Source organism: Latilactobacillus parasakei (assembly GCF_049674265.1).
Classification (GTDB): domain Bacteria; phylum Bacillota; class Bacilli; order Lactobacillales; family Lactobacillaceae; genus Latilactobacillus; species Latilactobacillus sakei.
In genome coordinates this window covers 1448769-1472986 of the sequence record NZ_CP186861.1, presented here as the reverse complement: position 1 = coordinate 1472986, position 24218 = coordinate 1448769, and the positions used below count along the sequence as shown (strand labels likewise).

General features: G+C 41.5%; 20 protein-coding genes and 1 tRNA gene. 17 read left to right on the top strand and 4 right to left on the bottom strand.

From position 1 onward, the window contains the following. The first annotated feature begins 82 nt into the window (after window positions 1-82). From aguA to ACPBEH_RS07415, 3 genes are all read left to right on the top strand, one after another. A complete protein-coding gene (gene aguA / locus ACPBEH_RS07425; RefSeq protein WP_424348763.1) occupies window positions 83-1186 on the top strand; it encodes an agmatine deiminase in 1104 nt (367 codons plus the stop codon). A 1-nt stretch (window position 1187) separates the two neighbouring features. Beyond that, complete coding sequence (locus ACPBEH_RS07420) at window positions 1188-1976, top strand: MurR/RpiR family transcriptional regulator (protein WP_424348762.1); 789 nt, start codon at window positions 1188-1190, stop codon at window positions 1974-1976. A gap of 535 nt (window positions 1977-2511) precedes the next feature. After that, window positions 2512-3066: a recombinase family protein gene (locus tag ACPBEH_RS07415; protein ID WP_424348761.1), complete on the top strand. Its 555-nt coding sequence runs from the start codon at window positions 2512-2514 to the stop codon at window positions 3064-3066. 126 nt (window positions 3067-3192) lie between these two features. Here the strand turns inward: ACPBEH_RS07415 and ACPBEH_RS07410 are convergent. Continuing rightward, window positions 3193-3265: transfer RNA gene (locus ACPBEH_RS07410), tRNA-Lys, on the bottom strand. A 240-nt stretch (window positions 3266-3505) separates the two neighbouring features. Between ACPBEH_RS07410 and yycF the strand changes: the two genes are divergently transcribed. The 8 genes from yycF to ACPBEH_RS07370 all read left to right on the top strand — a co-directional run bounded on the left by yycF (window position 3506) and on the right by ACPBEH_RS07370 (window position 12318). Continuing rightward, window positions 3506-4219, top strand: a complete 714-nt coding sequence (gene yycF, locus ACPBEH_RS07405) for a response regulator YycF (protein ID WP_011373790.1) — start codon at window positions 3506-3508, stop codon at window positions 4217-4219. Window positions 4220-4228: 9 nt separating this feature from the next. Beyond that, complete coding sequence (gene walK / locus ACPBEH_RS07400) at window positions 4229-6127, top strand: cell wall metabolism sensor histidine kinase WalK (RefSeq protein ID WP_424348760.1); 1899 nt, start codon at window positions 4229-4231, stop codon at window positions 6125-6127. Next, window positions 6117-7448, top strand: a complete 1332-nt coding sequence (locus ACPBEH_RS07395; RefSeq protein WP_424348759.1) for a YycH family regulatory protein — start codon at window positions 6117-6119, stop codon at window positions 7446-7448. The genes walK and ACPBEH_RS07395 overlap by 11 nt, the downstream gene beginning before the upstream one ends. 4 nt (window positions 7449-7452) lie before the next feature. Then, complete coding sequence (locus tag ACPBEH_RS07390) at window positions 7453-8274, top strand: two-component system regulatory protein YycI (RefSeq protein ID WP_424348758.1); 822 nt, start codon at window positions 7453-7455, stop codon at window positions 8272-8274. 34 nt (window positions 8275-8308) lie between these two features. After that, a complete protein-coding gene (locus tag ACPBEH_RS07385; RefSeq protein ID WP_016264363.1) occupies window positions 8309-9115 on the top strand; it encodes an MBL fold metallo-hydrolase in 807 nt (268 codons plus the stop codon). A 133-nt stretch (window positions 9116-9248) separates the two neighbouring features. Beyond that, a complete protein-coding gene (locus ACPBEH_RS07380; protein ID WP_424348757.1) occupies window positions 9249-10517 on the top strand; it encodes a S1C family serine protease in 1269 nt (422 codons plus the stop codon). A 535-nt stretch (window positions 10518-11052) separates the two neighbouring features. After that, window positions 11053-11532, top strand: a complete 480-nt coding sequence (rlmH, locus tag ACPBEH_RS07375; protein ID WP_011373797.1) for a 23S rRNA (pseudouridine(1915)-N(3))-methyltransferase RlmH — start codon at window positions 11053-11055, stop codon at window positions 11530-11532. 138 nt (window positions 11533-11670) lie between these two features. Continuing rightward, window positions 11671-12318, top strand: coding sequence for a hypothetical protein (locus tag ACPBEH_RS07370; protein WP_424348756.1), 648 nt, complete (start codon window positions 11671-11673; stop codon window positions 12316-12318). A gap of 56 nt (window positions 12319-12374) precedes the next feature. On the opposite strand, the gene add is transcribed toward ACPBEH_RS07370, so the two are convergent. After that, window positions 12375-13400 carry an adenosine deaminase gene (add, locus tag ACPBEH_RS07365; protein ID WP_099947587.1) on the bottom strand — a complete coding sequence of 342 codons (1026 nt, stop codon included), beginning with the start codon at window positions 13398-13400 and terminating at the stop codon, window positions 12375-12377. 169 nt (window positions 13401-13569) lie between these two features. Between add and ACPBEH_RS07360 the strand changes: the two genes are divergently transcribed. Beyond that, complete coding sequence (locus tag ACPBEH_RS07360) at window positions 13570-14913, top strand: NCS2 family permease (protein ID WP_407128501.1); 1344 nt, start codon at window positions 13570-13572, stop codon at window positions 14911-14913. A 9-nt stretch (window positions 14914-14922) separates the two neighbouring features. Then, window positions 14923-16707 (top strand): adenine deaminase C-terminal domain-containing protein, encoded by a 1785-nt coding sequence (locus ACPBEH_RS07355; RefSeq protein WP_424348755.1) that lies wholly within the window; start codon window positions 14923-14925, stop codon window positions 16705-16707. Window positions 16708-16834: 127 nt separating this feature from the next. Here the strand turns inward: ACPBEH_RS07355 and ACPBEH_RS07350 are convergent, their stop codons facing one another. Then, window positions 16835-17761, bottom strand: coding sequence for a DMT family transporter (locus ACPBEH_RS07350; RefSeq protein WP_424348754.1), 927 nt, complete (start codon window positions 17759-17761; stop codon window positions 16835-16837). Between the two features lie 178 nt (window positions 17762-17939). On the opposite strand from ACPBEH_RS07350, the gene ACPBEH_RS07345 reads away from it, so the two are divergent. The 3 genes from ACPBEH_RS07345 to ACPBEH_RS07335 all read left to right on the top strand — a co-directional run bounded on the left by ACPBEH_RS07345 (window position 17940) and on the right by ACPBEH_RS07335 (window position 21107). After that, the gene (locus ACPBEH_RS07345) at window positions 17940-19616 is read left to right on the top strand and encodes an aryl-sulfate sulfotransferase (RefSeq protein ID WP_424348753.1); all 1677 of its coding nucleotides are present in this window, start codon (window positions 17940-17942) and stop codon (window positions 19614-19616) included. A gap of 34 nt (window positions 19617-19650) precedes the next feature. Further along, entirely contained in the window at window positions 19651-20193 is a 543-nt protein-coding gene (locus ACPBEH_RS07340) for a DUF1697 domain-containing protein (RefSeq protein ID WP_424348752.1), read from the top strand. A gap of 77 nt (window positions 20194-20270) precedes the next feature. Further along, complete coding sequence (locus ACPBEH_RS07335; protein ID WP_035147113.1) at window positions 20271-21107, top strand: YitT family protein; 837 nt, start codon at window positions 20271-20273, stop codon at window positions 21105-21107. Window positions 21108-21260: 153 nt separating this feature from the next. Here ACPBEH_RS07335 and ACPBEH_RS07330 read toward each other — a convergent pair whose 3' ends face one another. Then, complete coding sequence (locus ACPBEH_RS07330) at window positions 21261-22484, bottom strand: MFS transporter (protein ID WP_424348751.1); 1224 nt, start codon at window positions 22482-22484, stop codon at window positions 21261-21263. 193 nt (window positions 22485-22677) lie between these two features. On the opposite strand from ACPBEH_RS07330, the gene ACPBEH_RS07325 reads away from it, so the two are divergent. After that, the gene (locus ACPBEH_RS07325; RefSeq protein ID WP_016264379.1) at window positions 22678-24207 is read left to right on the top strand and encodes a YfcC family protein; all 1530 of its coding nucleotides are present in this window, start codon (window positions 22678-22680) and stop codon (window positions 24205-24207) included. The last annotated feature ends 11 nt before the right edge of the window (window positions 24208-24218 follow it).

Below are 24218 nucleotides of genomic sequence, written 5' to 3'. Positions count from 1 at the left end.
TTCAAAGAAGCGACTAGTCGATTTTCTAGTCGCTTTTTGGGTTATAATCAAGCGATATGAGAAAGCAGAATGGAGTGGCACAATGAAAATCATAGGGACTACCCCTAAAGAGGACCAGTATTATTTACCTGCAGAAACAAAACGCCATCGTGAATCGATTATGATGTGGCCGGAACGTTCAGATAATTGGCGCAACGGAGCCAAACCGGCGCAAAAGACCTTCGTGGAAATCGCGACCATCATTAACCGCTACGAACCGGTGACGATGTTGGTTTCAAAGGAACAATATCAAAATGCGCGGTATGCACTACCGGCAGATATTCGAGTGATTGAGATGAGCTATAACGATGCTTGGATTAAGGATATTGGGCCAACATATTTATTAAATCAAAAGAATCAAATTCGGGCAGTTGATTGGCGATTTAATGCTTGGGGCGGTCTAGTGGATGGTCTTTATTTTCCTTGGGATATGGACGATCAGGTCGCACAGAAACTATGTGAGTTAACCGGCATCGATTATTATCGTCTAGAGAATTTTATTTTAGAAGGTTGCGCCTTTCATACGGATGGTGAGGGCACGCTGATTGTCACCGAGGAATCGATTCTTTCTGAAGGTCGTAATGGCACACTCACTAAAGCTGAAGTCGAAGCTGTTCTAAAAGCTTATCTAGGCATTGAAAAGGTAATTTGGTTAAAAGTAGGTTATTTTATGGATGAAACCAACGGGGATGTTGATAATATGCTCAGTTTTGTGCGCCCTGGGGAATTGTTACTAACTTGGACGGATGACAAAACAGATCCACAATATGCCAGCTCAGAAGAAGCTTATCGCATTCTAGAAGCCGCGACAGATGCTAAGGGACGGCACTTTAAGATTCATAAGTTACAAATGCCCAAGCCGCTGTTTGCGACCCAAGAAGAAAGCGCAGGTGTTGATCCAATCAATGGGCTCTTGCCACGCTATCCAGGTGACCGCTTAACTGCTAGTTATGTTAATTACTATGCGCTAAATGATGCGATTATCTTACCTGTTTTTGATGACCCGCAAGATACAGTAGCAATTCAAACATTGACGCAACTTTTCCCAGATCGCAAGATAGAACCAGTATACGCAAGAGAACTACTATTGGGTGGCGGGGATGTTCACTGTGTGGTTGCGGCGGTACCTGCATATACGGAGGCTTAAAATGAATTTTTTTGAAATTATTAATGCGAATGTTGAGAAGCTAAATAAAAATGAACAGATTTTACTAGACTATGTTATTAAAAATATGGATGATATTAAAAATCGTAGTATCCGTGAATTAGCCGCGGAATGTTTTGTATCGACGACGACTTTTTTACGGTTTGTTCGTAAAATTGGTTTCTCCGGTTATAGTGAGTTTATCACCGTCATCAAATATACAATTTTGAATCAGGATCAAACGGAAGAAGTGAATCCTTTCGTAGTGAATCAAGTCGCCTACCGAACAGAATATCTCAAAAATATTAACGAAACGGTTCGTGTCTTAGATAATGATAAATTAAATGCGATTGTGGCGTTAATGACTAAAAGACCTAAGTTGTATTTTTTTGCAAAAGGGTTTAGTAAGTATGCTGCGGAATACATCGAATATTTGTACACTTTAAAAGGCTTTATTGTGATCTTCCCAAAGAATTACGAACAACGCCAGCTTGCTTACCGAAATATTAATCGAGATGATATTTTGTTTGTTTTTAATTACGAAGGGGAAGATAAAGAATTAATCGAGATTTTGCAAATTATCGAACGCAAGTGTCAGTATGCAAAGCTAGTATCAATTACGGGCGCCAATAATAATACGATTCAAAATATGAGCGATATTAATCTCTATCTGTTTACGGATGAACTGTACCAGCACCAAGTTGAAATGACATCGCATGTTTCACTAATTGCCATTATGGAACTCCTCTTGTATCAATATAATGAAGTTGAAGAAAACCAAATCATACATTAAAAATAAAAAAACTTTGTCTGTAGGCTGTTGCCAGGCAAAGTTTTTTTATTTATAAATTGGGCAATAGTGTGGTAGGACAGGTCGCTATATGTAGAGCAAATTCATAATTATTGAAAATAATTCTTTTATTTCGTCAATTAATAATTGATATTCTGAACTATTAAATGAAGATTTCAAAATTCTTAATAATAATTGTGCGAAATTTAATATAGACCGTGTTTTTTGTTAGCGATATTAAATGGAACGATTGATAATAGACACTTTTAATGATTATTAATATTTTAATAAGCTTAACGGGTGTTAACTTATATCGATTGAAGCTTAAGCGGATAACTTTAACGAGGGATGTTGCATGTGATAACTTATAGATATAATAAAGTAGATAAACTTAAAGGAGCATGCACAATTGAACTTAGGAAGGGCGTTCTTATAGTTATTAAACGGAATGTTTACAAAACGGAAATATAAGCCTTGCTAATCATCGCGTATCTTTTAAAATAAGTTTGTGCATCAAATTTTAGGAGGTAACACTATTATGAAATACGGCTATGCGAGAGTGTCTACGATGGGCCAGAATTTAGATACACAAATCGAGCAATTAAAACAAGCTGATTGTGATAAGATTTATTCCGAAAAATTTACGGGGACGACAACTGACCGTCCTAAATTTAAGTTGCTTCTGAAAAAGCTAAAACCGGGGGATACCTTAGTGGTGACCAAGCTGGATCGGTTTGCCCGTAATACAATCGGTGCTTTAAGTATTACGAAGGAATTATTTGCCCGTAATATCAAAGTGACTATTTTAAATATGGGGACTATTGAAGATACCCCCACAGGGAATTTAATGTTGACGATGTTGAGTGCCTTTGCACAATTTGAACGCGATATGATTGTGACACGGACACAAGAAGGTAAGGAAGCTGCCCGGATGAATAATCCGCTCTATCATGAAGGTCGGCGGCAAAAATATACAGATCAACAAATTGAAGGCGCATTGAAGGATGTTGAAAAAGGATTAACAATTCAGGAAATTAGTTTAAAAACAGGAATCAGTATTTCGACGCTAAGACGTCGTGCCGTAAAGGCCTAACACAAAAGCCCGCTTATCTTTTCAGATAGGCGGGCTTTACTTGGCGGATAACTTTTATTTTTTTATAAAAAAAACAGTCATAATGATGCGATTGCATCATTATGACTGTTTATCGTGTATACTTGATGGGTGGTCAGGGGATCGAACCCTGGACCCACGGATTAAGAGTCCGTTGCTCTGCCAGCTGAGCTAACCACCCATGTGATTTAATGTCTCACGCCTTACGACTTAAATATCATACCATAGGGATTGGCAATCTGTAAACAGTTTTTTTAATTTTTTTCAATAAAATTGTTGCGGGAGTAAGTAGCAACCCAATTAGGCCCATCAAATATCGTTAATGGCGGGATTATAACGGGATTGAAAACGAGACCAGATTTTGAATTGCATTCTTAAAATGAGTATAATAGAAGACAAAGCATCCAAGGAGGATACTAAAATGGCTAAAAAAATATTGGTAGTTGATGATGAAAAACCCATCTCGGATATCGTTAAGTTTAATCTAACGAAAGAGGGCTATGACGTTTATACGGCTTATGATGGGGAAGAAGCACTGCAACAAGTTGAAGAAGTTGTCCCTGACTTAATTCTATTAGATTTGATGTTACCTAAGGTTGATGGGCTTGAAGTCGCCCGCCAGGTACGCAAATCACACGATATGCCAATTATTATGGTAACAGCTAAAGATTCGGAAATTGATAAAGTGATTGGATTAGAATTAGGGGCCGACGATTATGTCACGAAACCATTCTCTAACCGAGAATTAGTCGCGCGTGTCAAAGCTAATTTAAGACGGCAAGGTTCAACCAGTCAATCTGATAAAGAAGCAAATGAGGAAAACCATGAAATTAACATTGGCGACCTTACGATTCACCCAGAAGCTTATATTGTGTCTAAAAGAGGCACGAAAATTGAATTAACACATCGTGAATTCGAACTATTACATTATTTGGCTAAACATATCGGACAAGTAATGACGCGTGAACATTTATTGCAAACCGTTTGGGGTTACGACTATTTTGGGGATGTCCGCACAGTAGATGTCACGGTTCGTCGTTTACGTGAAAAAATTGAAGATAATCCTAGCCATCCAGAGTGGTTAGTAACGCGTCGTGGTGTTGGGTACTATTTAAGAAATCCTGAGCAGGAGTAAGTTTAACGCATGAATAAAAAAATTCGGTTATTCCAATCAATCCATTTCAAGATTGCAATTGTTTTTGTCTTGTTGCTGCTAGTGACGCTAGAGGTGATTGGGGCTTCATTTGTTAAGCAATTGGAATACCAAAATGTGAAAGATTTTAAGCAGTCATTACAGGTGACACCCTATGTTCAAAATCAATTAAGTAATGAGTTGATGAGTAATAGTGGTAACGCGAATAAGAATATCAAGGATATTATTGGTGATATGGGCAACTCTGCTGAAATTCAAGTTGTCGATAATAAAGGGACTATCCGGGGTGTTACCAATCTGAATAGTCAAAGTACAATTGGGCAAAAAACACGGAATCCGCGTGTTAAGCAGGCGATTTATTCTGGCCATACGGAACAAGAAGTTGCCTACAGTGAAAGCCAAGGGAGTTATTATACAGCGATTCAACCGCTGACAGATCCCAACGGTGACAGTAATACGGTGGTTGGTGCGGTCTATATTCGCGCTAGTATGGAAGAGGTCTATAAAGGCATTTCATCGATCACGGTTATTTTCTTGACCTCGTCTCTTGTGGCAGGTCTATTAGGCATGGCCTTATCGATTGTCATTTCCCGGGCAATAACGCGTCCAATTGATGAAATGAAGAAACAAGCGATTCAGATGGCACGTGGTGACTATTCAGGTCAAGTGCGCATTTATGGGCAAGATGAATTAGGCCAACTTGCGATTGCGGTCAATAACTTATCAGTTCGGGTGGAAGAGGCGCAAGAAGCGTCCGAGTCTGAGCGACGGCGATTAGATAGCGTTATGAGTCACATGACTGATGGGGTAATTGCGACTGATCGGCGGGGGAATATTACGATTATTAATGAAACCGGTCAGGATTTTCTCAATGTGACAAGCGATGGCGTCTTGGGCCAATCGCTTTTAAAAGTACTTAAAATTAGTGAAGAATACACACTTCGCGATTTATTAGAAACCCAACAAGTGATGGTCCTAGATTTTTCAGATCAACAAGACCATGACTTGATTTTGCATGTCGATTTTTCACTAATTCAAAGAGAAACGGGCTATATCACTGGGTTAGTCTGTGTGCTACATGATGTGACGGAACAACAAAAGAATGAGCGGGAACAACGCGAATTCGTTTCAAACGTTTCTCACGAATTACGGACGCCACTAACGAGTGTGCGAAGTTACATCGAGGCCCTCAATGATGGTGCTTGGCAAGATCCTGAAGTCGCTCCGAACTTTTTGAAGGTCACGCAAGAAGAAACCGATCGGATGATTCGGATGATTAACGACCTATTGAGTTTATCCCGGATGGATCAAGGGACCGCTAAAATGAATTTAGAATTTGTTAATTTAAACGAATTCTTTGGCTATGTACTTGATCGGTTTGATATGATGATTAAACGGGATCAAGAGCATGATAATAATGCAGCACCCAAAGGGACGGGTAAGTTACCAACTGATGATCCTAATAAAAAGTACAGTATCACGCGAGACTTCACCAAGCGGGATTTATGGGTCGAAATTGATACCGATAAATTCATGCAGGTGGTCGATAATATCATGAATAATGCGATTAAGTACTCACCAGATGGTGGGGTCATCACTTGTCGCTTATTGGAAACTCACCGCCATGTCATCTTAAGTATTTCTGACCAAGGCTTAGGGATTCCTCGTAAAGATTTAGGCAAAATTTTTGACCGCTTCTACCGGGTCGATAAAGCCCGTTCTCGCAAACAAGGTGGGACCGGTTTAGGCTTGGCAATTTCAAAAGAAGTTATCGAAGCGCACAATGGGCGTGTTTGGGTTGATAGCCAAGAAGGTAAAGGCTCAACCTTCTACATTTCTTTACCATATGAACCAATTGATTCTGATGGAGGTGATTGGGATGAAATTTAATAGTTTTGTGATGCGAGTCATCCTGATTACTTCAATCGTTTTAAGCATTATTTTATCTTGGAAAATCTGGACGAATAATACGCACTATGAACGGCGCACAGACAGTCAAACAACGACTAAAACGGTCAGCCGTAAGTCAGATCGCAAAATTAGTGATATCTTCTTACCCACGCAAATCCTGTGGCGGACTAATCAACAGAGTCAGCTTGTTTATAATTCAAAGGAAAGCTTAGTGCCCAAGTTGAAGGAAGCAATGAAGTTGGCTAAATCAGCACGGTTTAAAGCGTCTAAGTTAAGTGAAGCCAATTATTATCAGGCGATTACAACCGATGATACATTGACCTTATTGTATCCGGACAATATTTCGTATGCCGTCTTTAAGAAGGTTTTTGACGACAGTAATAATCAATTGAGCCGGAATACGACCTTTAATCGAATCAAGATTACGATGGGGACTAAGCCGCAGTTGACGTTGATGAACGATAAGAGTCACATGATCTATCAAACGACGATGCGTCAATTTTCAGTCGCGCAGGTCAAACGAATCTTGGATCATTCAGATGTGCATTTAAACGTTAAAGAGAGTCTGTTAAATCATAAACCGTTTATTTATGTGGCCGCCAATCAGTCACTTTTGCCGTACAGTTATTTAGTGAACCAACAACCTGAAAATTACTACATTACAACTTTGTTGGATCAAAAGAATACGGATAACATTGACGCTAAGGAACAAGGGGACAACGTAATCTATACAGATGGCGACAATAACGATTTATACAAGCGACTAACCATTAATCATAAAACAGGTGAAATTGCGTATGTGAAGTATGAGGATACCAAGTCGCCAACAGGTTTAACGAAGAGTTTTGAAACGAGTTTTGAAGCATTATTGAAGACCGGCAATTCACTATCCGGGATGCGTTTTTATAGTTACGATGAAGATACCAATTCGACGACCTACCGGACCTATGTTGAAGGCTTCCCAGTCTTTTACCAAACCAATTTTGGGAGTGTTAAGGTACAGTTATTGCCAACTGGTCAACGGGTTGATTTCTCAAACTATAGTTTACAAGTGCCCGTACCAGCAGGTGATAAACCAGTCACTTTACCAAGTACACAAGCCGTCTTAAATCAGATGACTAAAAATGGTTTCTTACTAGAGAATATCGATAATATTCAAGTTGGGTATGAGTGGACGCAAGAAACAAGTAATGATCAAGTAATTGATCTTAATCCAACTTATTTTATTCAGTACAAGGGTGTTTGGCGTAGCCTTAGCGCATTATTAGCACAGAAAGAAGAACTAACCGAAGGGAGTTAGACAGATGGATTTTCGCAGAATTGAAATGATTTTTATCGCCATTTTTATTGCGCTCGATATCTATTTGTTTATGTCGCTTAGTGGTAGTCAAACGACCAATTCGGCTTCTATTACGAATCGTTCGCAAACCAGTCAGATTTTAAAAGATTTAAAGGATGATCAGATTACCGTTAATCGGTTATCGAATCAAAAACGAGAAAGTTATTATTTAGCCAGTCGACAAGCTGATCAGACGGGCTTGGAAGCTGCTAGCGCCAAGTTAACCGGGCAGACGGCGTCGTTTGATAAATCTAGACTAACCCTGACAAGCGTACTCGACAAACCGTTGAGCTATAAAAAGGGGCGGGCATCTTCGGCTATCAATGCTTTCTTGAAAGATGGCAATAATGTTTACCAGGCTGATCAGTACCGGTATTCAAAAGCATTATCAAGTAATCAACAAGCTGTTTACGTTCAAAAGGTGCCGGGCGGACAAATGATGGACGAACACGGGCAGTTAATTTTTACATTGGATAACGGGCAAATCAGTCAGTATACGCAAACTTACATCAATAAGGTGCAAATTTTACGTGAAAAAGAAATGACCAAAATTTCTGCGCAAGGGGCAGTTGTCGATTTATACACTGACAACGAAATTCCGAATAACTCCAAGATTTTGTGGGTTCAATTAGGCTATAGCGCCTTATTAGATGCCAATAGCAGTACGGTTTATGTACCAGCCTGGCAAATCGCCATTGAAAATAAGAGTACCAAAAACGTCGTCGTTAAGCGCATCAATGCGTTCACCGGCGCCTTAATGAAGAATCGCAGCGAAGTAACATCATAAGAATCAGTGAAAAAGCCAAGGGGATAGCGGATAAATGGTAGAAAAAGATGAAATGCGGGTTAGCGTCTTAGCCAGCAGTAGTTCAGGCAACACAACTTTTATTGAAACACCAACTCAAAAAATATTAGTCGATGCGGGAATGAGTGGCAAACGGGTTCAGGATTTAATGCACAGCATTGGTCGGGATTTAAAGGATGTCGATAGTTTGTTAGTGACGCATGAACATCGCGATCATAGCAGTGGTGTGGGTGTCTTAGCTCGTCGTTACGGGATTGATGTGTATGCCAATCAACCGACTTGGGATGCGATGGCGTCAATTATTGGGACCGTTCCTGATGAACATAAGCACGTCTTTGAGATGGGCAAAACCAAAACACTCGGTGATATCGATGTTGAAAGTTATGGTGTGTCACACGATGCCGCTGCGGCGCAATTCTATCAATTTCATCATAACAACCGGGCTTTCGCAATTTTAACGGATACGGGTTACGTTTCGGATCAAATCAGAGGGACTATCGAAAATGCGGATGCCTACTTGGTGGAATGTAATCACGATTTGGAAATGTTACGGATGGGAAAATATCCGTGGTCGCTTAAACAACGGATTCTTAGTGATACTGGACATCTGTCTAACGAAGATGGCGCTTCAGCCTTAATGGCTTTTATGGGGCAACAAACAAAACGCGTTTTCCTAGGCCATTTGAGCCAAGAAAACAATATGAAGGAGTTGGCACACTTAACGGTGGCGTCAATTTTAGAACAACATGATTATGGTGTTGGCACGGACTTTGAAATTTTAGATACAGATCCAGCGATTGCGGACCCTTTATTTGTTGTTTAGGGATAAAAGCGTTAAAATACCGCTATAAAAACAATTTAAAATTCGTAACTTGTTCATGAATTTTTCAAATTTAAATTTTATGATAGAGATAATCAATAAACAGAATAAAATTAGAAAGTTTGGGTGATTTAGTATGAATCAAAATTCAGGATTAATGAAAACAGCGATTGTTGCGGTTATTTCAGCGTTGATTGGTGGTGGCGCAGCCTATGCCGGTTTTTCTCGACTCGGCAATTCGGCCAATGACGTCACGACTGCAACGCAGACGCCTACTAAAGCGGGGGCAACTAAGATTAGTAACATCAAAGTGAACTCATCATCACAAACGACAACCGCCTTCCAAAAGGTTAATACATCAGTTGTATCCGTTGTGAACTTACAAAAACAACAACAATCAACCGGTGACCTGAGTTCATTATTTGGTTCAGGGAGCACTGACAGCAATAGTAGTTCTTCTAAGAGCAGTAGCAGTGATTTAGAAGAATCCAGTGAAGGTTCAGGTTTAATCTACGAGAAAAAAGACGGCAAAGCTTACATCGTGACGAATAATCACGTGGTTGCTGGTTCTGATAAAATCGAAGTCATTTTGAGTGATGGCACAAAATTGGAAGCTAGTTTAGTTGGGACAGATGCTGTTTCTGATTTGGCTGTCTTAAAAATTAACGGGACTAAAGTGAAGAAGACGGCAACGTTTGGTGATTCAGATAGTATCAAAGCTGGTGAATCAGTTCTTGCGATCGGCTCACCATTGGGCTCAGAATACGCAACTTCTGTCACACAAGGGATTATTTCTGCTAAGAAACGGACCATTGATGTGACAGACGAAACAACCGGCCAAACAACTGGTCAAGCAACTGTTATTCAAACTGATACAGCGATTAACCCTGGGAATTCAGGTGGCCCATTAGTCAACATGGCTGGTCAAGTCATTGGGATTAATTCAATGAAATTAGCTTCAAATGGTGAAACGTCTGTTGAAGGGATGGGCTTTGCTATTCCAAGTAACGAAGTCGTTAAAATTATTAACCAATTGGTGGCTAACGGGAAAGTGGTTAGACCAGCACTTGGGATTAGTGTGATTGATTTAACCAATATTTCATCAACACAACAATCTTCAGTACTAAAATTACCATCATCCGTTAACAGCGGGGTAGTAGTGGCCTCAGTAACAAGCAATTCAGTTGCTAAGAAGGCTGGTATCAGTAAGTATGATGTGATTGTCGGCTTAGGCGGCAAGACGGTTTCAAGTGTGGCAGACTTACACACAATTCTATATAGTTACGCAATGAACAGCACAACTGAAATTCAGTACTATCATAATGGCAGCTTGAAAAAAGCGAATGTTAAACTCACACAAGCAGCTTCATCAGATAGTACGACAACAACTAAACAAACGAACTAAAAATAAAGACGCGCGACCGGATTCTTCCGATCGCGCGTTTTTTTGTGGCGCTAAATTAAAAAAGAAGTTCGTCAAGGGGGCCAAGTAGTCGAATTGTTAAGTTTTAAAAAAGTCAATGTGGATAGCCAAAAGGAGGTAACATTAGATGTCTGTGGATAAGTCTGTGGATTATGGGTATAACACGGAAAAATAAGTATCAATGTTATCCACAAGATAATAAACGGAAAGTGGATAACTTTTTTAAAATTAAAATGAACAGACTGAAAATACTGATATAATAGCTTTTGTAAATGGATACACAGTAGTGCGAACAATTAAAAATCGGTGGATAACTTTTTTTGTTAGAAAGCGTTCCAAAAATTGTGATTCGATTATTTAGTGGTTGGCAAAATTTAAACCACAAGACTTGGGACGAACACTTGTGCATATGTGGACAACTTTTGTGGATAACATGTACTTTTCGGTGAATTACTGTGAATAGCTTTTTTTTAGAATCGATTTCGCCTAAAATAGAAGTATTAGCTAGGAGGACGTTATGAATATCAAAATTATCACAGTTGGGAAACTGAAAGAAAAATACTTAAAGGCGGGGATTGCGGAATACGCAAAACGCTTAAGTAAATTTTGTAAGTTTGAAATCATCGAAGTGTCAGACGAAAAAGCGCCAGAATCTTTGAGCGAGGCTGAAATGACGACCGTTAAAGATAAAGAAGGCGAACGGATCTTAGCCAAGGTGAAGGATAAGGAACACGTGATTGTGTTAGCCATTCACGGCAAACAACGTGCTTCAGAAGAATTCGCAAAAGAAATCCAAGATTTGGCAACCTATGGCACATCAGATATTACCTTCATTATTGGGGGCTCACTCGGAACAAGTGATGCTGTTAATAAACGCGCTAACGACGCCTTATCGTTTGGCAAATTGACGTTACCACACCAATTGATGCGTTTAGTTCTAACGGAACAAATCTACCGGGCGTTTATGATTAACCAGGGATCTCCGTATCACAAATAAGAAAATTGAGAGCCCAGACAAATTTTGTCTGCGGTTCTTTTTTATATCCATCAAAGTGACATATTATGTCGGGGCAATTTTATATACTTTAGTTATCGAGATGCGTAATCTCAACTAAGGTATTTGGGAGCTATTAGTATGAATAAGAAATTAACGGTTGGTTTAGCAACGGCGACGCTTCTTTTGTTGGCGGCGTGTGGGCAACAGGCTGATTCAACGAAGACAAGTAGCAACAGTCACAGTACGGCGCAGTCGGAAAAACGGACTAAAAAGCAAAGTGAATCAAAATTGCGGGCTCAAAGCAGCGCCAAAAAACAGGCTTCAGAAGCGTCAGCTAAAGCGATGAGCGAGTCTCGTGAAAAGGCCGCGCTTGCAGCATCAATAGCAGCAGCTCAAGCGGCTGAAGCTGCAAGTAGTGCATCCGCTAGTGAACAAGCGGCAGATGGAAGTTCAGCGTCTGCTGCCCAACAAGCATCAGCAATGACAGCTTCTAAAGCCAGTGAATCACAACAAGCGCTGGAACAAGCGCTTAAACCGGTCACGCAAGCAGAGGCGATTGAAGCTGCTAAGAAGGCATTTAATGGTATTGATATTATTGTTTCGCATAACGGCACTTTCAGTAGTCAACCTGATGGTTCAATGACGGCCCACGATTACTCCGGGGCACAAGGCGAGGATTTTTGGACCTTCACGCCGAATGCGGATGGCACGATTACGGTTCTTTCGAAGTTTGGCTCTGTCAAAGGTGGCGAACCACAAATCGAAACGCATGTGGTGCCAAGATAAGCAACAGCTCAAAAAGCGCGCTAAGACAATTTGTCTTAACGCGCTTTTTGAATGTCTTATTTTTGCAAGTAATCTGCGACGTAAGCGTCGATTTCTGCGAGGTAGGTTTGTTTTTGGAAATCACTAATCCACGCTGTTTCAAATGAATTCTTTGCAAACTGAACGACTTGGTCAATAGTTAAATCATTTTTAGTAGCGATGGCTTCGTAATTATCGTTGATATAGCCGCCAAAATAAGCTGGATCGTCAGAATTAATTGAGACTTTAACATTGTGATCAATCAACTCGAGAACTTCTCGATCCTTCATATCATCGGCAACGAGGCGGTTAGAAAGAGGGCAAGAGGTTAAGCCGATTTTAAGTTGTTCGACCCAGTCAACCAAGTCCGGATTTTCAACGATATTGGTACCGTGATCGAGGCGTTCAACGCGAATGATTTCGAGGGCTTGTTGAATGTGTTGGATTGAGTCCACTTGATCGATATCGGCATGCATCGTAATCCGATAACCTTGAGCAACCGCATCGCCGTATTCTCTAAGGAACTTCAATGGTGGATTGTGATGTTCATCGGAGTCTAAACCGATACCGAGAATCTTAGCTTGGTAGGGTTTGGCGATTTCTAGTAGTTGGCGCGCTGACTCTGCGGAAAGATCGCGGAGGAAACACATGATTAAGTGGGCGTCGACGTTGAAGGCACGGGCATCGACACAAGCGCGATAAAAGCCATTCACAACAGCTTCAAAAGCCACACCACGTGTCATATGAGCTTGGGGATCGAAAAATAATTCGGCGTAACGGACATTTTCTTGGTGGGCCTTTTTTAAATAAGTTAATGCCAATTGGTAGAAGTCATCTTCAGTTTGTAAAACATTCATTGCGGGGTAATAAACCGCGAGAAATGATGCGAGTGAATTGAAGTTGTAGCTTGCTTGAACTTCTTCAATCGTACTTTGGCCGATATCAACGCCATTTTTTTGCGCAAGGGCTAATTTCAATTCGGGTTCCAATGTGCCCTCCAAGTGAAGATGTAATTCTGCTTTAGGTAAACCATCAATAAAGTCACGTGTTGCCAATTGTGTCATAAAATCTGCCTCCTAATGAATTAATAACTTGGCACTAGCATAACTTAAAAAAATCGCAATTTCAAGTTAAACACGAACTATTTAATAAAATAAAATAAAATTGTTCTTGAATAATCGAATGCAGTTTGGCATACTAGTGTTATTAATGATAAACGGGAGTGATTGGGAAATGGCACCAATGAAGCAATCAGGGATTCAAGCAAGCGCAGATCGCATGTTTAAGTTACAAGAATCTGGCACAACAATGAAACGCGAAATTTTCGCAGGACTGACAACGTTTGTCTCGATGGCTTATATTCTATTCGTTAATCCACAGATTTTAGGCGAAGCCGGTATGGATAAAGGCGCAGTCTTCACAGCGACCGCTCTTTCCGCAATTGTTGGTTCGTTATTAATGGCCTTTTTAGCTAATTATCCAATCGCGATTGCCCCAGGACTTGGTGATAACGCGTTTTTCACGTATTCAGTCGTCATTGCGATGGGTATTTCTTGGCAGACCGCTATGGCGGGTGTCGTGGTAGCCTCATTGATTTTTATGGTGATTACCTTATTCAAGGTTCGTGAATACATTATTGATGCGATTCCACATGATTTGAAACTAGCGATGGCTGCCGGAATTGGCCTGTTCATCGCGTTTGTCGGGTTGCAGGGTGGCGGGTTAGTCGTTGCCAGCAAATCGACCCTCGTTCAAATGGGGTCATTCACAGTGCCGACAACTTGGCTCACGATTTTCGGTTTAGTCGTGACCGGCGTATTGATGGCTAAAAAGGTAAATGGTGCCATCTTTATTGGGATGATTGCGACCACTATTTTAGGCTTAGTGACAAAATTAATTCCGTTACCAGCACAATTGATGTCAGTTGCACCAAGCATGAAACCCACGTTTGGCGTAGGAATCCAACACTTAGGTGATATCAATCAACCACAATTATGGGCAGTCGTTTTAATTTTCTTATTGGTAGCGTTCTTCGATACTGCCGGGACTTTAATCGGGTTGGCAGAACAAGCCGGTTTCATGAAAAATGGTAAAATGCCCCGCATTGGCCAAGCGTTAATGGCTGATTCCGTTTCAATGATGGCCGGGTCAGTAATGGGCACAACACCAACTGCCGCTTATGTTGAATCATCCGCTGGGATTGCCATGGGTGGTAAGACGGGTTTAACTAGTTTAGTCGTTAGTGTATTGTTCGGGTTTTCGATGTTATTTTCACCATTATTGACAGTTGTCACATCACAAGTGACCGCACCCGTTTTAATTATTGTCGGTGTTTTAATGGCAAGTTCATTAAGTAAGATTGATTGGAGTCGCTTTGAAGTGGCGTTACCAAGTTTCTTAACGATCATCGCAATGCCATTGACTTACAACATTGCTTACGGGATTGCTTTTGGCTTCTTAGTTTACCCTGTGACAATGCTTGCTGCGGGTCGGCGCAAGGAAATTCATCCGGCCATGTACGCTTTATTCGTTGTTTTTGTTATCTTGTTGTACGTCATTAATATCTTACCGAAATAAAGGAGAACGATGATTATGTCAGATCGCTTAACGGCTTTTAAAGAATTAATTCAAGCTGGGGGTGCTAAACGGCCCGCAGACCTCATTATTAAAAATGGTCAGTTAGTCAATGTGATGACTGCCGAAATTTATCCGGCAGAAGTCGCTATTTATCAAGGTAAAATTGTAGCGGTGGATCCCGATGTTTCAGCTTATCAAGGGACTGAAACGCGTGTGATTGATGCTAAGCAACAATACATTGTACCGGGATTAATTGACGGTCACATTCATGTGGAATGTAGTAAGTTAAGTATGACTAGTTTTGCTGAAGCCGTTGTTCCACACGGCACAACCAGCATTATTTCAGGATTAGACGAATATATTTCAGTGATTGGTGTCGACGGTTTATCAGAAATCTTTAAAGAAGTTGATCAATTACCAATGCGTGTTTTCTGGGGCGCGCCATTCAAGACCCCTTACACGATTCCTGCTTCTACCATCGCTGATAATATTGATTCAACGGTTCAAGCGCAACTACAAAAACGGTCTGACGTTTATGGCGTTTGGGAAACGGTGCGTGAAGCAGTTGAAACACTAGATGAAGATACCTTAAAAACATTATTGAGTGCGCAAGATAACCACGTACCCGTTTGGGGCTGCGCGCCAATGGCAACGGGCACTAAGTTGAACGAATACTTGATGAGTGGCGTCCGGGTCGATCACGAGAGTTACGACCACCAAGAATTATTGGAAAAGGTTCGCAAAGGGATCAACGTTGTGATTCGTGAATCATCAGTGACGCATTTCTTAGCCGAAAATATTCGCGCCATCACTGAAACAAACGGTCAGATTGCACGGCATGTCAGCTTTTGTACGGATGATGTTAACGCAATGGATATCGTCAATAAAGGTCACCTCGATCATTTAGTACGTTTGGCAATCGCAGCTGGGGTTGCACCAATGACGGCCATCCAAATGGCGACGATCAATAGTGCTGAAGCCTACCGCATTGATGATCAAGTCGGCTTAATCGCACCAGGGCGCAATGCGGATATCTTATTGGTTTCTGATTTGGAAGCTTTTGAGATTACACGCGTCTTGGCTAAAGGTCAACCGGTGGCAACTGACGGGCACATCGATCAAAGTATTGAACGCCCGGTTCGCCCGGCTAGTTTAGCTAACACTGTTATCAGGGATGCCGTCCAAGCTAGCGACTTTGAATATCATGTAGCAGCGGATGCAAGCCATGTCACTGTTCAAACGATTGCTAGCGAAGGGCCTTTTGTCCGCCATGCTAAGACTAAGACGTTGACGGTTGAAGACGGCATCGTCCAAATCGATCCAGCAAAAGACGTCGCATTGATTTCCGTCTTGGAACGTTTTGGTAAAAATGGCAACCAGTCACTAGGGTTCACTTCGGGTTGGACACTCAAAAAAGGTGCGATGGCTTCAACCGCCGCACCCGATGATAACAACATTATCGTGATGGGTGTCAATCCAGACGATATGGCTTTGGCGGTCAATACGTTGATCGAACGTGATGGTGGCCAAGTGGTTGTGGCTGATGGTCAGATTTTAAGTTTCTTACCATTACCAATCGCCGGGATTGTCAGCGATGTAACGCCAGCTGAATTGGCAGTTCAAGAAGAAGGCATTTTAAAAGCCAGCCAAGCTATTGGGAGTGAAGTGGTCGATCCGATGTTTTATATGACGTTCTTATCAATTACAGCGATTCCCGATTTAGCCATTACTGATTTAGGAAACGTTGATTGTAATGAATTAAGACTATTCGACCCGATATTAACAATTCAATAATAAAAAGAGTTTGATATTCGGCGTTAACTAGATGAATATGACTGATAGAACACATTTGGGCGATAAAAAGGTTCAGAAAATCAAAAAAGGTGCCAGACAAAGTTACTTTGTCTGGCACCTTTTTTGATTAGGCGAGTGGTTGTCCGTCCGCTTCTTGATAGCGTTGTAAGATGTAAATCGCGAGAATCACTAAGATCGCCCCGCTCATTTCAACCCAGCTGAATTTTGAGTGGAAGAAAATGATGCTGAGGACGAAAGTGATCACGGGTTGCACGGCATCCACGATACTGATCACGGTTGATGGTGCGAAATTTAAACTGTGTAATAAGCAAAGATAAGCAAAAACCGTTCCGATTAAAATGACCGCTAAGATTGCAATAATCCCAGAACCATTTAAATGAGGTGGTGCTTGCCAGAATGGGCGGTTGATGTTGAATAAAATCCCACTGATAAACATCCCCCAACCAAGCACTAAAATCGGTGATTTTTCATTGACGATGGGGCGTGGTAAAACAACGTAAAACGCTGCTGTGACCCCTGATAAAATCCCCCAGATTAAGGAATTAAACGGAATTGTCAATGTATGAATATTCCCTTTGGTAATTGAGAGGAAAACCCCTACTAAGGCAATTCCAAATGAAATCAAATCAATTCGGTTAGGCCACTTGCGAACAAAAGCGAGCGTCCCAATCACGATGAAAAGTGGGCTCAAGTATTGCAAAATAGTAGCCGCTGCGGCGTTCCCAGTTTGAATACTCATGAAGAAGGTGTATTGATTCCCCATAATCCCAAAAAGCGCGTAGGCGATTAACCAGGCTGTCAATCGCTTAGATTTAAAGATTGAGAAGATATCTTGCTTAAACTTAATCGCACCGATTAATAAAAGAATTAGACCGGCACCTAAGGTTCTAACAGATAAAAACCAAGTTGCAGGGACTTTTTGTCCTTGCGAGATGAATTCGAGAATTGTCCCAGAGACACCCCAAAGTGCAGAAGCCATGGTCGCCCAAAACATCCCTTTAGCGATGTTTTGCGGCTTTAGTTGATTTGTCATTGCTTTAGCCATCCTTGTTATTTTTTAGTAAATCCATAACTATTTATTATAGGCTAAATGGGCGCGATATGCCATTTACAAAGACGAAATTTTCCGAAAATATCTCGATAATTAATCATTAAATATTCACAAACAGACGCTAATATACTACTAATAAACAGATTACGAGGTATTGTGTATGAAAAAACGTCTGAAACAAGGGGTCGTCATTCTGCTAGGCGTTATCTTAGCGGGACTACTTCTTTTTAAATTAGTAGGCAGTTCATCGTTATTTAACAAGGATATATTGAGTACGTCTCAGATTATCAAGAACATCGGTAGTCAGACAATCAAGACGCGGCAAACGCGTCAGGAAAAGTTAACGGCGGCTTATAAAAAAGCACTTAACTCGGATCAATATACGAGCACTAAGCCCTATGTTAAGGTCAATCCTTATGGGACGTCACCACTGAGTGCATTAGTGTTATTTAAAACAGATACTGCGACTAAGGTCACGGTGGAAGTGGTGGGGAAAACGGCTAAAACAAGTATTAAGAGTGAAGTTGGCAAAACCTACACCAAGAGTCATACTATTTCGGTTTTAGGGCTTTATGCGAACTACCAAAATAAAGTGCGCTTAACATTGACGGATAAAGCGGGTCATAAGACGTATCAAACGATTACTGTCAAAACAGCCGCTTTACCGAAAGCAATTGCTTCGATGTCATTGAAGGTCAAAAAAGCAGATAAGACGAAGATGTCAATTGGCAATAGTAGTCTAACGTTCTTAGTACGTTCAACACAATATCCAGTTGGTGTGGATGCGGATGGTGAAATTCGGTGGTATTCAACCAACTATGTCCAACATATTTTTAAAGTACTCAGCAACGGACATCTTCTTTATTTAACGAAACCAGATAATAAAGATTTAGTCTACAATGATTTATTGGAAACCGACTTTATGGGACGTGTTTATCGCGAGTATCAATTCTCGACGGAAACGCGTAATAACGAATCGGCAAATGATAAAACCGAAACGACCATTATTCACCATGATGCGATTGAATTACCAAACCATAATTTATTGCTGACGGTTTCGGATGGGGGTTCAAAATACGTTGAGGATACGATGGTTGAATTATCACGTAAAACTGGCAAAGTGGTCAAAGTGATTGATTTGAAGAAACTTTTACCAGCTGAGCTCTATGAAACCTATAAGGCGACAAAACGTTCCGATGGCAAGTTAGATTGGTTCCACCAAAACTCGATTGATTATGATACCAGTGATGATAGTATCGTCATTTCAAGTCGCAATCAGGATTTAGTCATGAAACTAGATTACAAGACATCTAAAATTAAGTGGTTATTTAGTAGTAAACCGGCTAGCAAGTGGCCGTTGAAGTACCGCAAATTATTGTTGAAAGCTGCCGATAGCCAAACAACCTTTACGGGTGGGCAACACGCCGCCACAATTTGGCCGACCGGCGAAGCGGACCAGAAGCAACTGGTGTTATTTAACAATAATATGGCTGTTTCAAATGGCGATCAGAAGACGTCCGGTAAGTACTCCGAGGGTGTCAGCTACTTAATCGACGAACAGGATAAGACGATTAAGAAGACCTGGTCCTACGGCAAAACATTGGGTAAAACGAATTTTAGTGAAGTAATCGGCTGTACGCGCAAATTAACGAACGGTGATTACTTGATTGATTTTGGTTTTAACGATCAAGGCAAGACCAGTCATATCGTAGAGGTCGATCCCAAAACTAACAAAGAGGTCTATAATTTGACGTTTACCAACTTTACGACAATTGGTTATGCTTATCGGGCCGAACGATTCTCTCTATATAGTCAGAATTATCAATTTAAGTTATGATAAGCCTAAATGAAATTCAGCGGAGGAAAAAGGGATGCAATATATTGCTTTGTTGCGCGGTATCAATGTCGGTGGTCAACGAATGGTTAAGATGAGTCTATTAAAAGCAGCCTTTGAAACGGCTGGCTTTAATAACGTCAAAACGTATATTAATAGTGGCAATGTACTATTTGAAACACCAGAAACAGAACTGGCGGAGTTAGTGGCGATTTGTGATCAATTGATGATCACGACGTTTGGCTTTTCAGTCCGAATTGCAATTGTCACGGCACAATCCTTAATCATTGCGGTCGCACAAGCACCGAATTGGTGGGGGACTGATTCTGACAGCAAGCACAATCTGATTGTTGCAATTGCGCCGCAAACCGCGCAATCTCTTAGTGAACAAGTGGGCCCTAGCAAACCCGAGTATGAACAAGTCGCTATTTACGAGCAGTTTATTTTCTGGTCAGCGCCGATTAAGACTTATGGCCGCACACGCTGGGCCACGGTAACCAAAAGTGAGGCTTACCAATGGTTGACGATTCGCAATGCGAATACAGCCCGTAAGTTAGCCGGATTAGCCCAATCAGAGTAAGTAAGCATCAAAGTGGCATATTATTTGATATTCGTATATACTTATGGTAACAATCCAAAAAAGAAATGAGTGAAGCGATGCGTTTATCAAATTTGAAACAGACGATGCTGCAAATGGGTTTAATCTTAATTGCGTTAGAAATAATTGCGATTGGGATCCAACTCTTCTTTGCCCCCCACGAAGTAGCAGCCGGTGGGGCAACCGGTGTGGGAATTTTATTAGAGGAATTAATGGGCTGGCGAATTTCGACGGTGGTCTTGGTGATCAACATCGGGATGCTGATTTTAGCTTATTTTCTCCTCGATAAAAAAACCACGTTAAGAATCCTCTTTGGTAGTTTTATGTTGCCAGTTTGTTTGGCCATCACCCCGCAGGCGATGGTGGTTGAAGATAAACTGTTGGCGATTATTATCGGGAGTGTGGTGTATGCTGCCGGAATCGCCTTGTTATATCGAATTGATGCATCTAGTGGCGGGTCAACCGTGCCACCGTTAATTTTTAAGAAGTATTTCAATATTAAACCAGCATTAAGCTTGTTGGTCGTTGATTTATTAGTTTGTTTTGCCAATGTTTTTGTTTCTGGTTTCGAAACCTTTATGTTAGCAACCTGTTCATCGATTTTGACATTGATTACGATGAATTATATCGAAACAGGTCTTAACCGGAAAAAAGTGCTCTACGTGATGAGTAACGAACAGTTGGCAACTATCAAAGAACATTTGGTGGAAGAAGCTGATGTCGGTGTGACAATCTTTGACGTAACAGGTGGTTACTCTAACGAAGACAAGCAAATGTTGATGTTAGTGGTCGAAAATCAGGCCTACCAACACATCATTAATAAAATTCACGAAGTGGACCCGCTAGCGTTTACGATAGTCGGCAACATAGCAGAAGTCCGTGGCGGCAGTTTATAAAAATAAGCGTGCGTTTTAAACAATAAAAAAGGGGTTGGGACAAAATTTATTTTTGTCCCAACCCCTTTTTTGATACCCGAATTTTTATAGTCTAAACGTGTTATATAAGTCATATCCTTGTGGTTAACGCCGACTTATATAACACTCTCTTTTTTACAGATGGTTAAAATAGCGTTCCGCTTTTAAATTTTGGACGGTGAGCATCACGAAGAAGCTGATTAAATAGAGCGTCGAGATGAATAACATGACGATTAGAATGGAATAGTGATCCAGTAACCAGCCGATAATCACGCTTGAAAACCCACCGACACAGCGACCAACGTTCATGATGACGTTATTGGCAGTTGCCCGAACTTCGGCGGGGTAGAGGCGACTAACAATCGCTCCGTAGCCGGCAAACATCCCGTTTGAAAAATAGCCGACAAGCGCGCCGACAATCAAGAGGCCGGTCATATTTTTAGGTAAGGTCAACACGTAGACGCCGGCTGCAGAAGCGAGTAAGAAGCCGCTAAAAGCAACGCGGGGGCCGATGCGATCGAGAATCCAACCAAAGGTTAACATCCCGGCTGACATCCCAACAATTGTTGCGAGCATCCAGGTGGAAGAGCCAGCAACACTGAGGTGTAACTGTTGTTGCATCATTGTTGGCAACCAGTTCATTAACCCGAAGTACCCAGCGATTTGAACCACTGCCATAACCATTAAAGCTAATGTTTGATGCGTTAATTGACGCGTTTTGAAGAGGGCTTTAATTTGGCCTTTAGGTCGTGCTTCGTCGGTGTCAAAGCTGCGACTTTCGACTAAGTGATGCCGAATGAAGAAGGTGATAATCACTGGGAATAATCCGAATAAAAATAGTGCGTGCCAACCGTATTGAGGCAATACCCAAGCGGCCAAAAGTGAGGCGGCAATTGCGCCTAATTGACCGGCAACACCGACGTACGACGAAACGCGCCCGAGTTGTTTTTTGGGAAAGCTTTCCGCAAGAACGGTCATGCCAATCCCATATTCACCACCAGCACCAATCCCGGCTAAAAAGCGACAAAGGTAGATGAGGGTGAGTGAATTTGCGAAATACATTGCTGCCGTAGCAAAGGCGAAGATAAAAATCGTGTAGGTGAACGTCTTAATGCGCCCGACGCGATCGGCTAAAACGCCAAAAAAAACGCCACCTAACAACATCCCGATATTAGTAATCGTTGCGATCAGTCCTGCTTGGGTGCCGCTGAGGTGTAACTCAGCGATGATGGACGATAAGGCAAAAGACAAGAACATAACGTCCATGTTTTCGAGTCCGAACCCGGCGGTCGTTGAGGCGACCACCTTAGACTGGTAGCTTGTTAATCGATGTTGGCTGTGTGCCGTGATAGTTTTCATATTCAATTTTCCTCCAAAAAGGCCGCTCTCTGTCGGCCCTTATTTTGCTTTGTGTCATTCTAGCACAGATTAAGTGCAAACCCAAGGTTAAAAAATAGAAAGCGGTTTAAATAAAGCGGGTAATTGATTGACGACACTGCCATAATCTTCTAGTATTAGAGGTATACCAGTGATTTATAAAGGAGGAGCGACAATGGCAACGAAGAAACGACATCATTTTACTTTTCCAAGCGCCTATACGGTGATCTTATTAGTCTTATTATTAGTGATGATTTTGACCTATTTCATGCCGTCTGGGAAGTACGCGAGTTTACAATATAATACCCAAAGCAATAATTTTACCATTACTAGCCCGACCGGCCGCGAATCAACGGCTCCCGGGACTCAAGCAACACTCAAGAAGTACCATGTTAATACGAGTTTAGCGAAATTTAAGGATGGCTCCGTATACAAACCCGTAGCGATTCCGAATACGTATCAACATTTGAAAAAAGCCAACACCGGCCTTTTTGGCGCGGTTAAGCAGTTCTTGAATGCGCCTATTCAAGGTTTGGCTGAAACAATCGATATTATTACCTTCGTACTTATTTTAGGGGGGATTGTGGGCGTCGTGAATAAAACCGGGGCATTTGCTGCCGGAATGGCTGCCCTATCTAAGAAGTTAAAAGGCCGTGAAGCTTGGTTGATCGTGATTGTGACGAGTTTAATCGCACTCGGGGGGACCACTTTCGGTCTTGCCGAAGAAACGATTGCCTTTTATCCCATTTTAGTGCCAATTTTCATGGCGGCTGGCTACGATGCGCTGGTCGCAATCGCCGCGATTTATTTAGGTAGTTCAATCGGGACAATGGCGTCAACGGTGAACCCGTTCTCAGTTGTTATCGCCTCGAACACTGCCGGAATTAGTTTTACAGAAGGGATGGGCCTCAGATTAGTGATGCTCGTCATCGGAACAGCGATGTGTATCTTCTATACCATTCGCTATGCTGAAAAAGTGAAAAAGGATCCTGAAAAATCATTAATTTATAGTCAAAAAGCAGAATTAGAAGCTCATTTCTTGGGGGATCAAGAAAACAACGTCGTGCCTAAGTTTGATTTCCGTAAGAAATTAATGTTAATCATCTTTGCGGCCGGTTTTGTCATCATGGTCTTTGGCGTTAAGGAATGGGGCTGGCTCTTCAATGAAATTTCGGCCTTATTCTTGGCCATTACCTTTATTTTAGCCTTCATTTCTGGCTTATCGGAAAAAGACTTCGTAGGTGAATTTGTGGCCGGCGCTTCTGATTTACTAGGGGTTGCCTTGGTCATCGCCCTTGCACGGGGTGTGACGATTATCATGGAACAAGCTCAGATTAGTGATACGTTACTTTTCTGGCTCAGCAATGGTGTTTCACATATGAGTGGGGTTATCTTCTCAACTGTGATGTTCTTCGTCTTCATTCTATTAGGGTTCTTTATCCCATCGAGTTCCGGCTTGGCCGTCCTTTCGATGCCGGTCATGGCACCGTTGGCCGATGTGGTTGGCGTTCACCGCGACGTGATTATCAGTGCCTATAACTGGGGGCAAGGGATCATGTCATTTATCACACCAACTGGCTTGGTTTTAGCATCGTTAGCGATGGTCCATGTCACGTTCGATAAATGGTTGAAGTTTGTGCTACCATTGATGTTAGCAATCGGTCTGTTAGCTATGATTTTACTCGGCATCAGTGTTTATCTATAAAAAATAAAGAA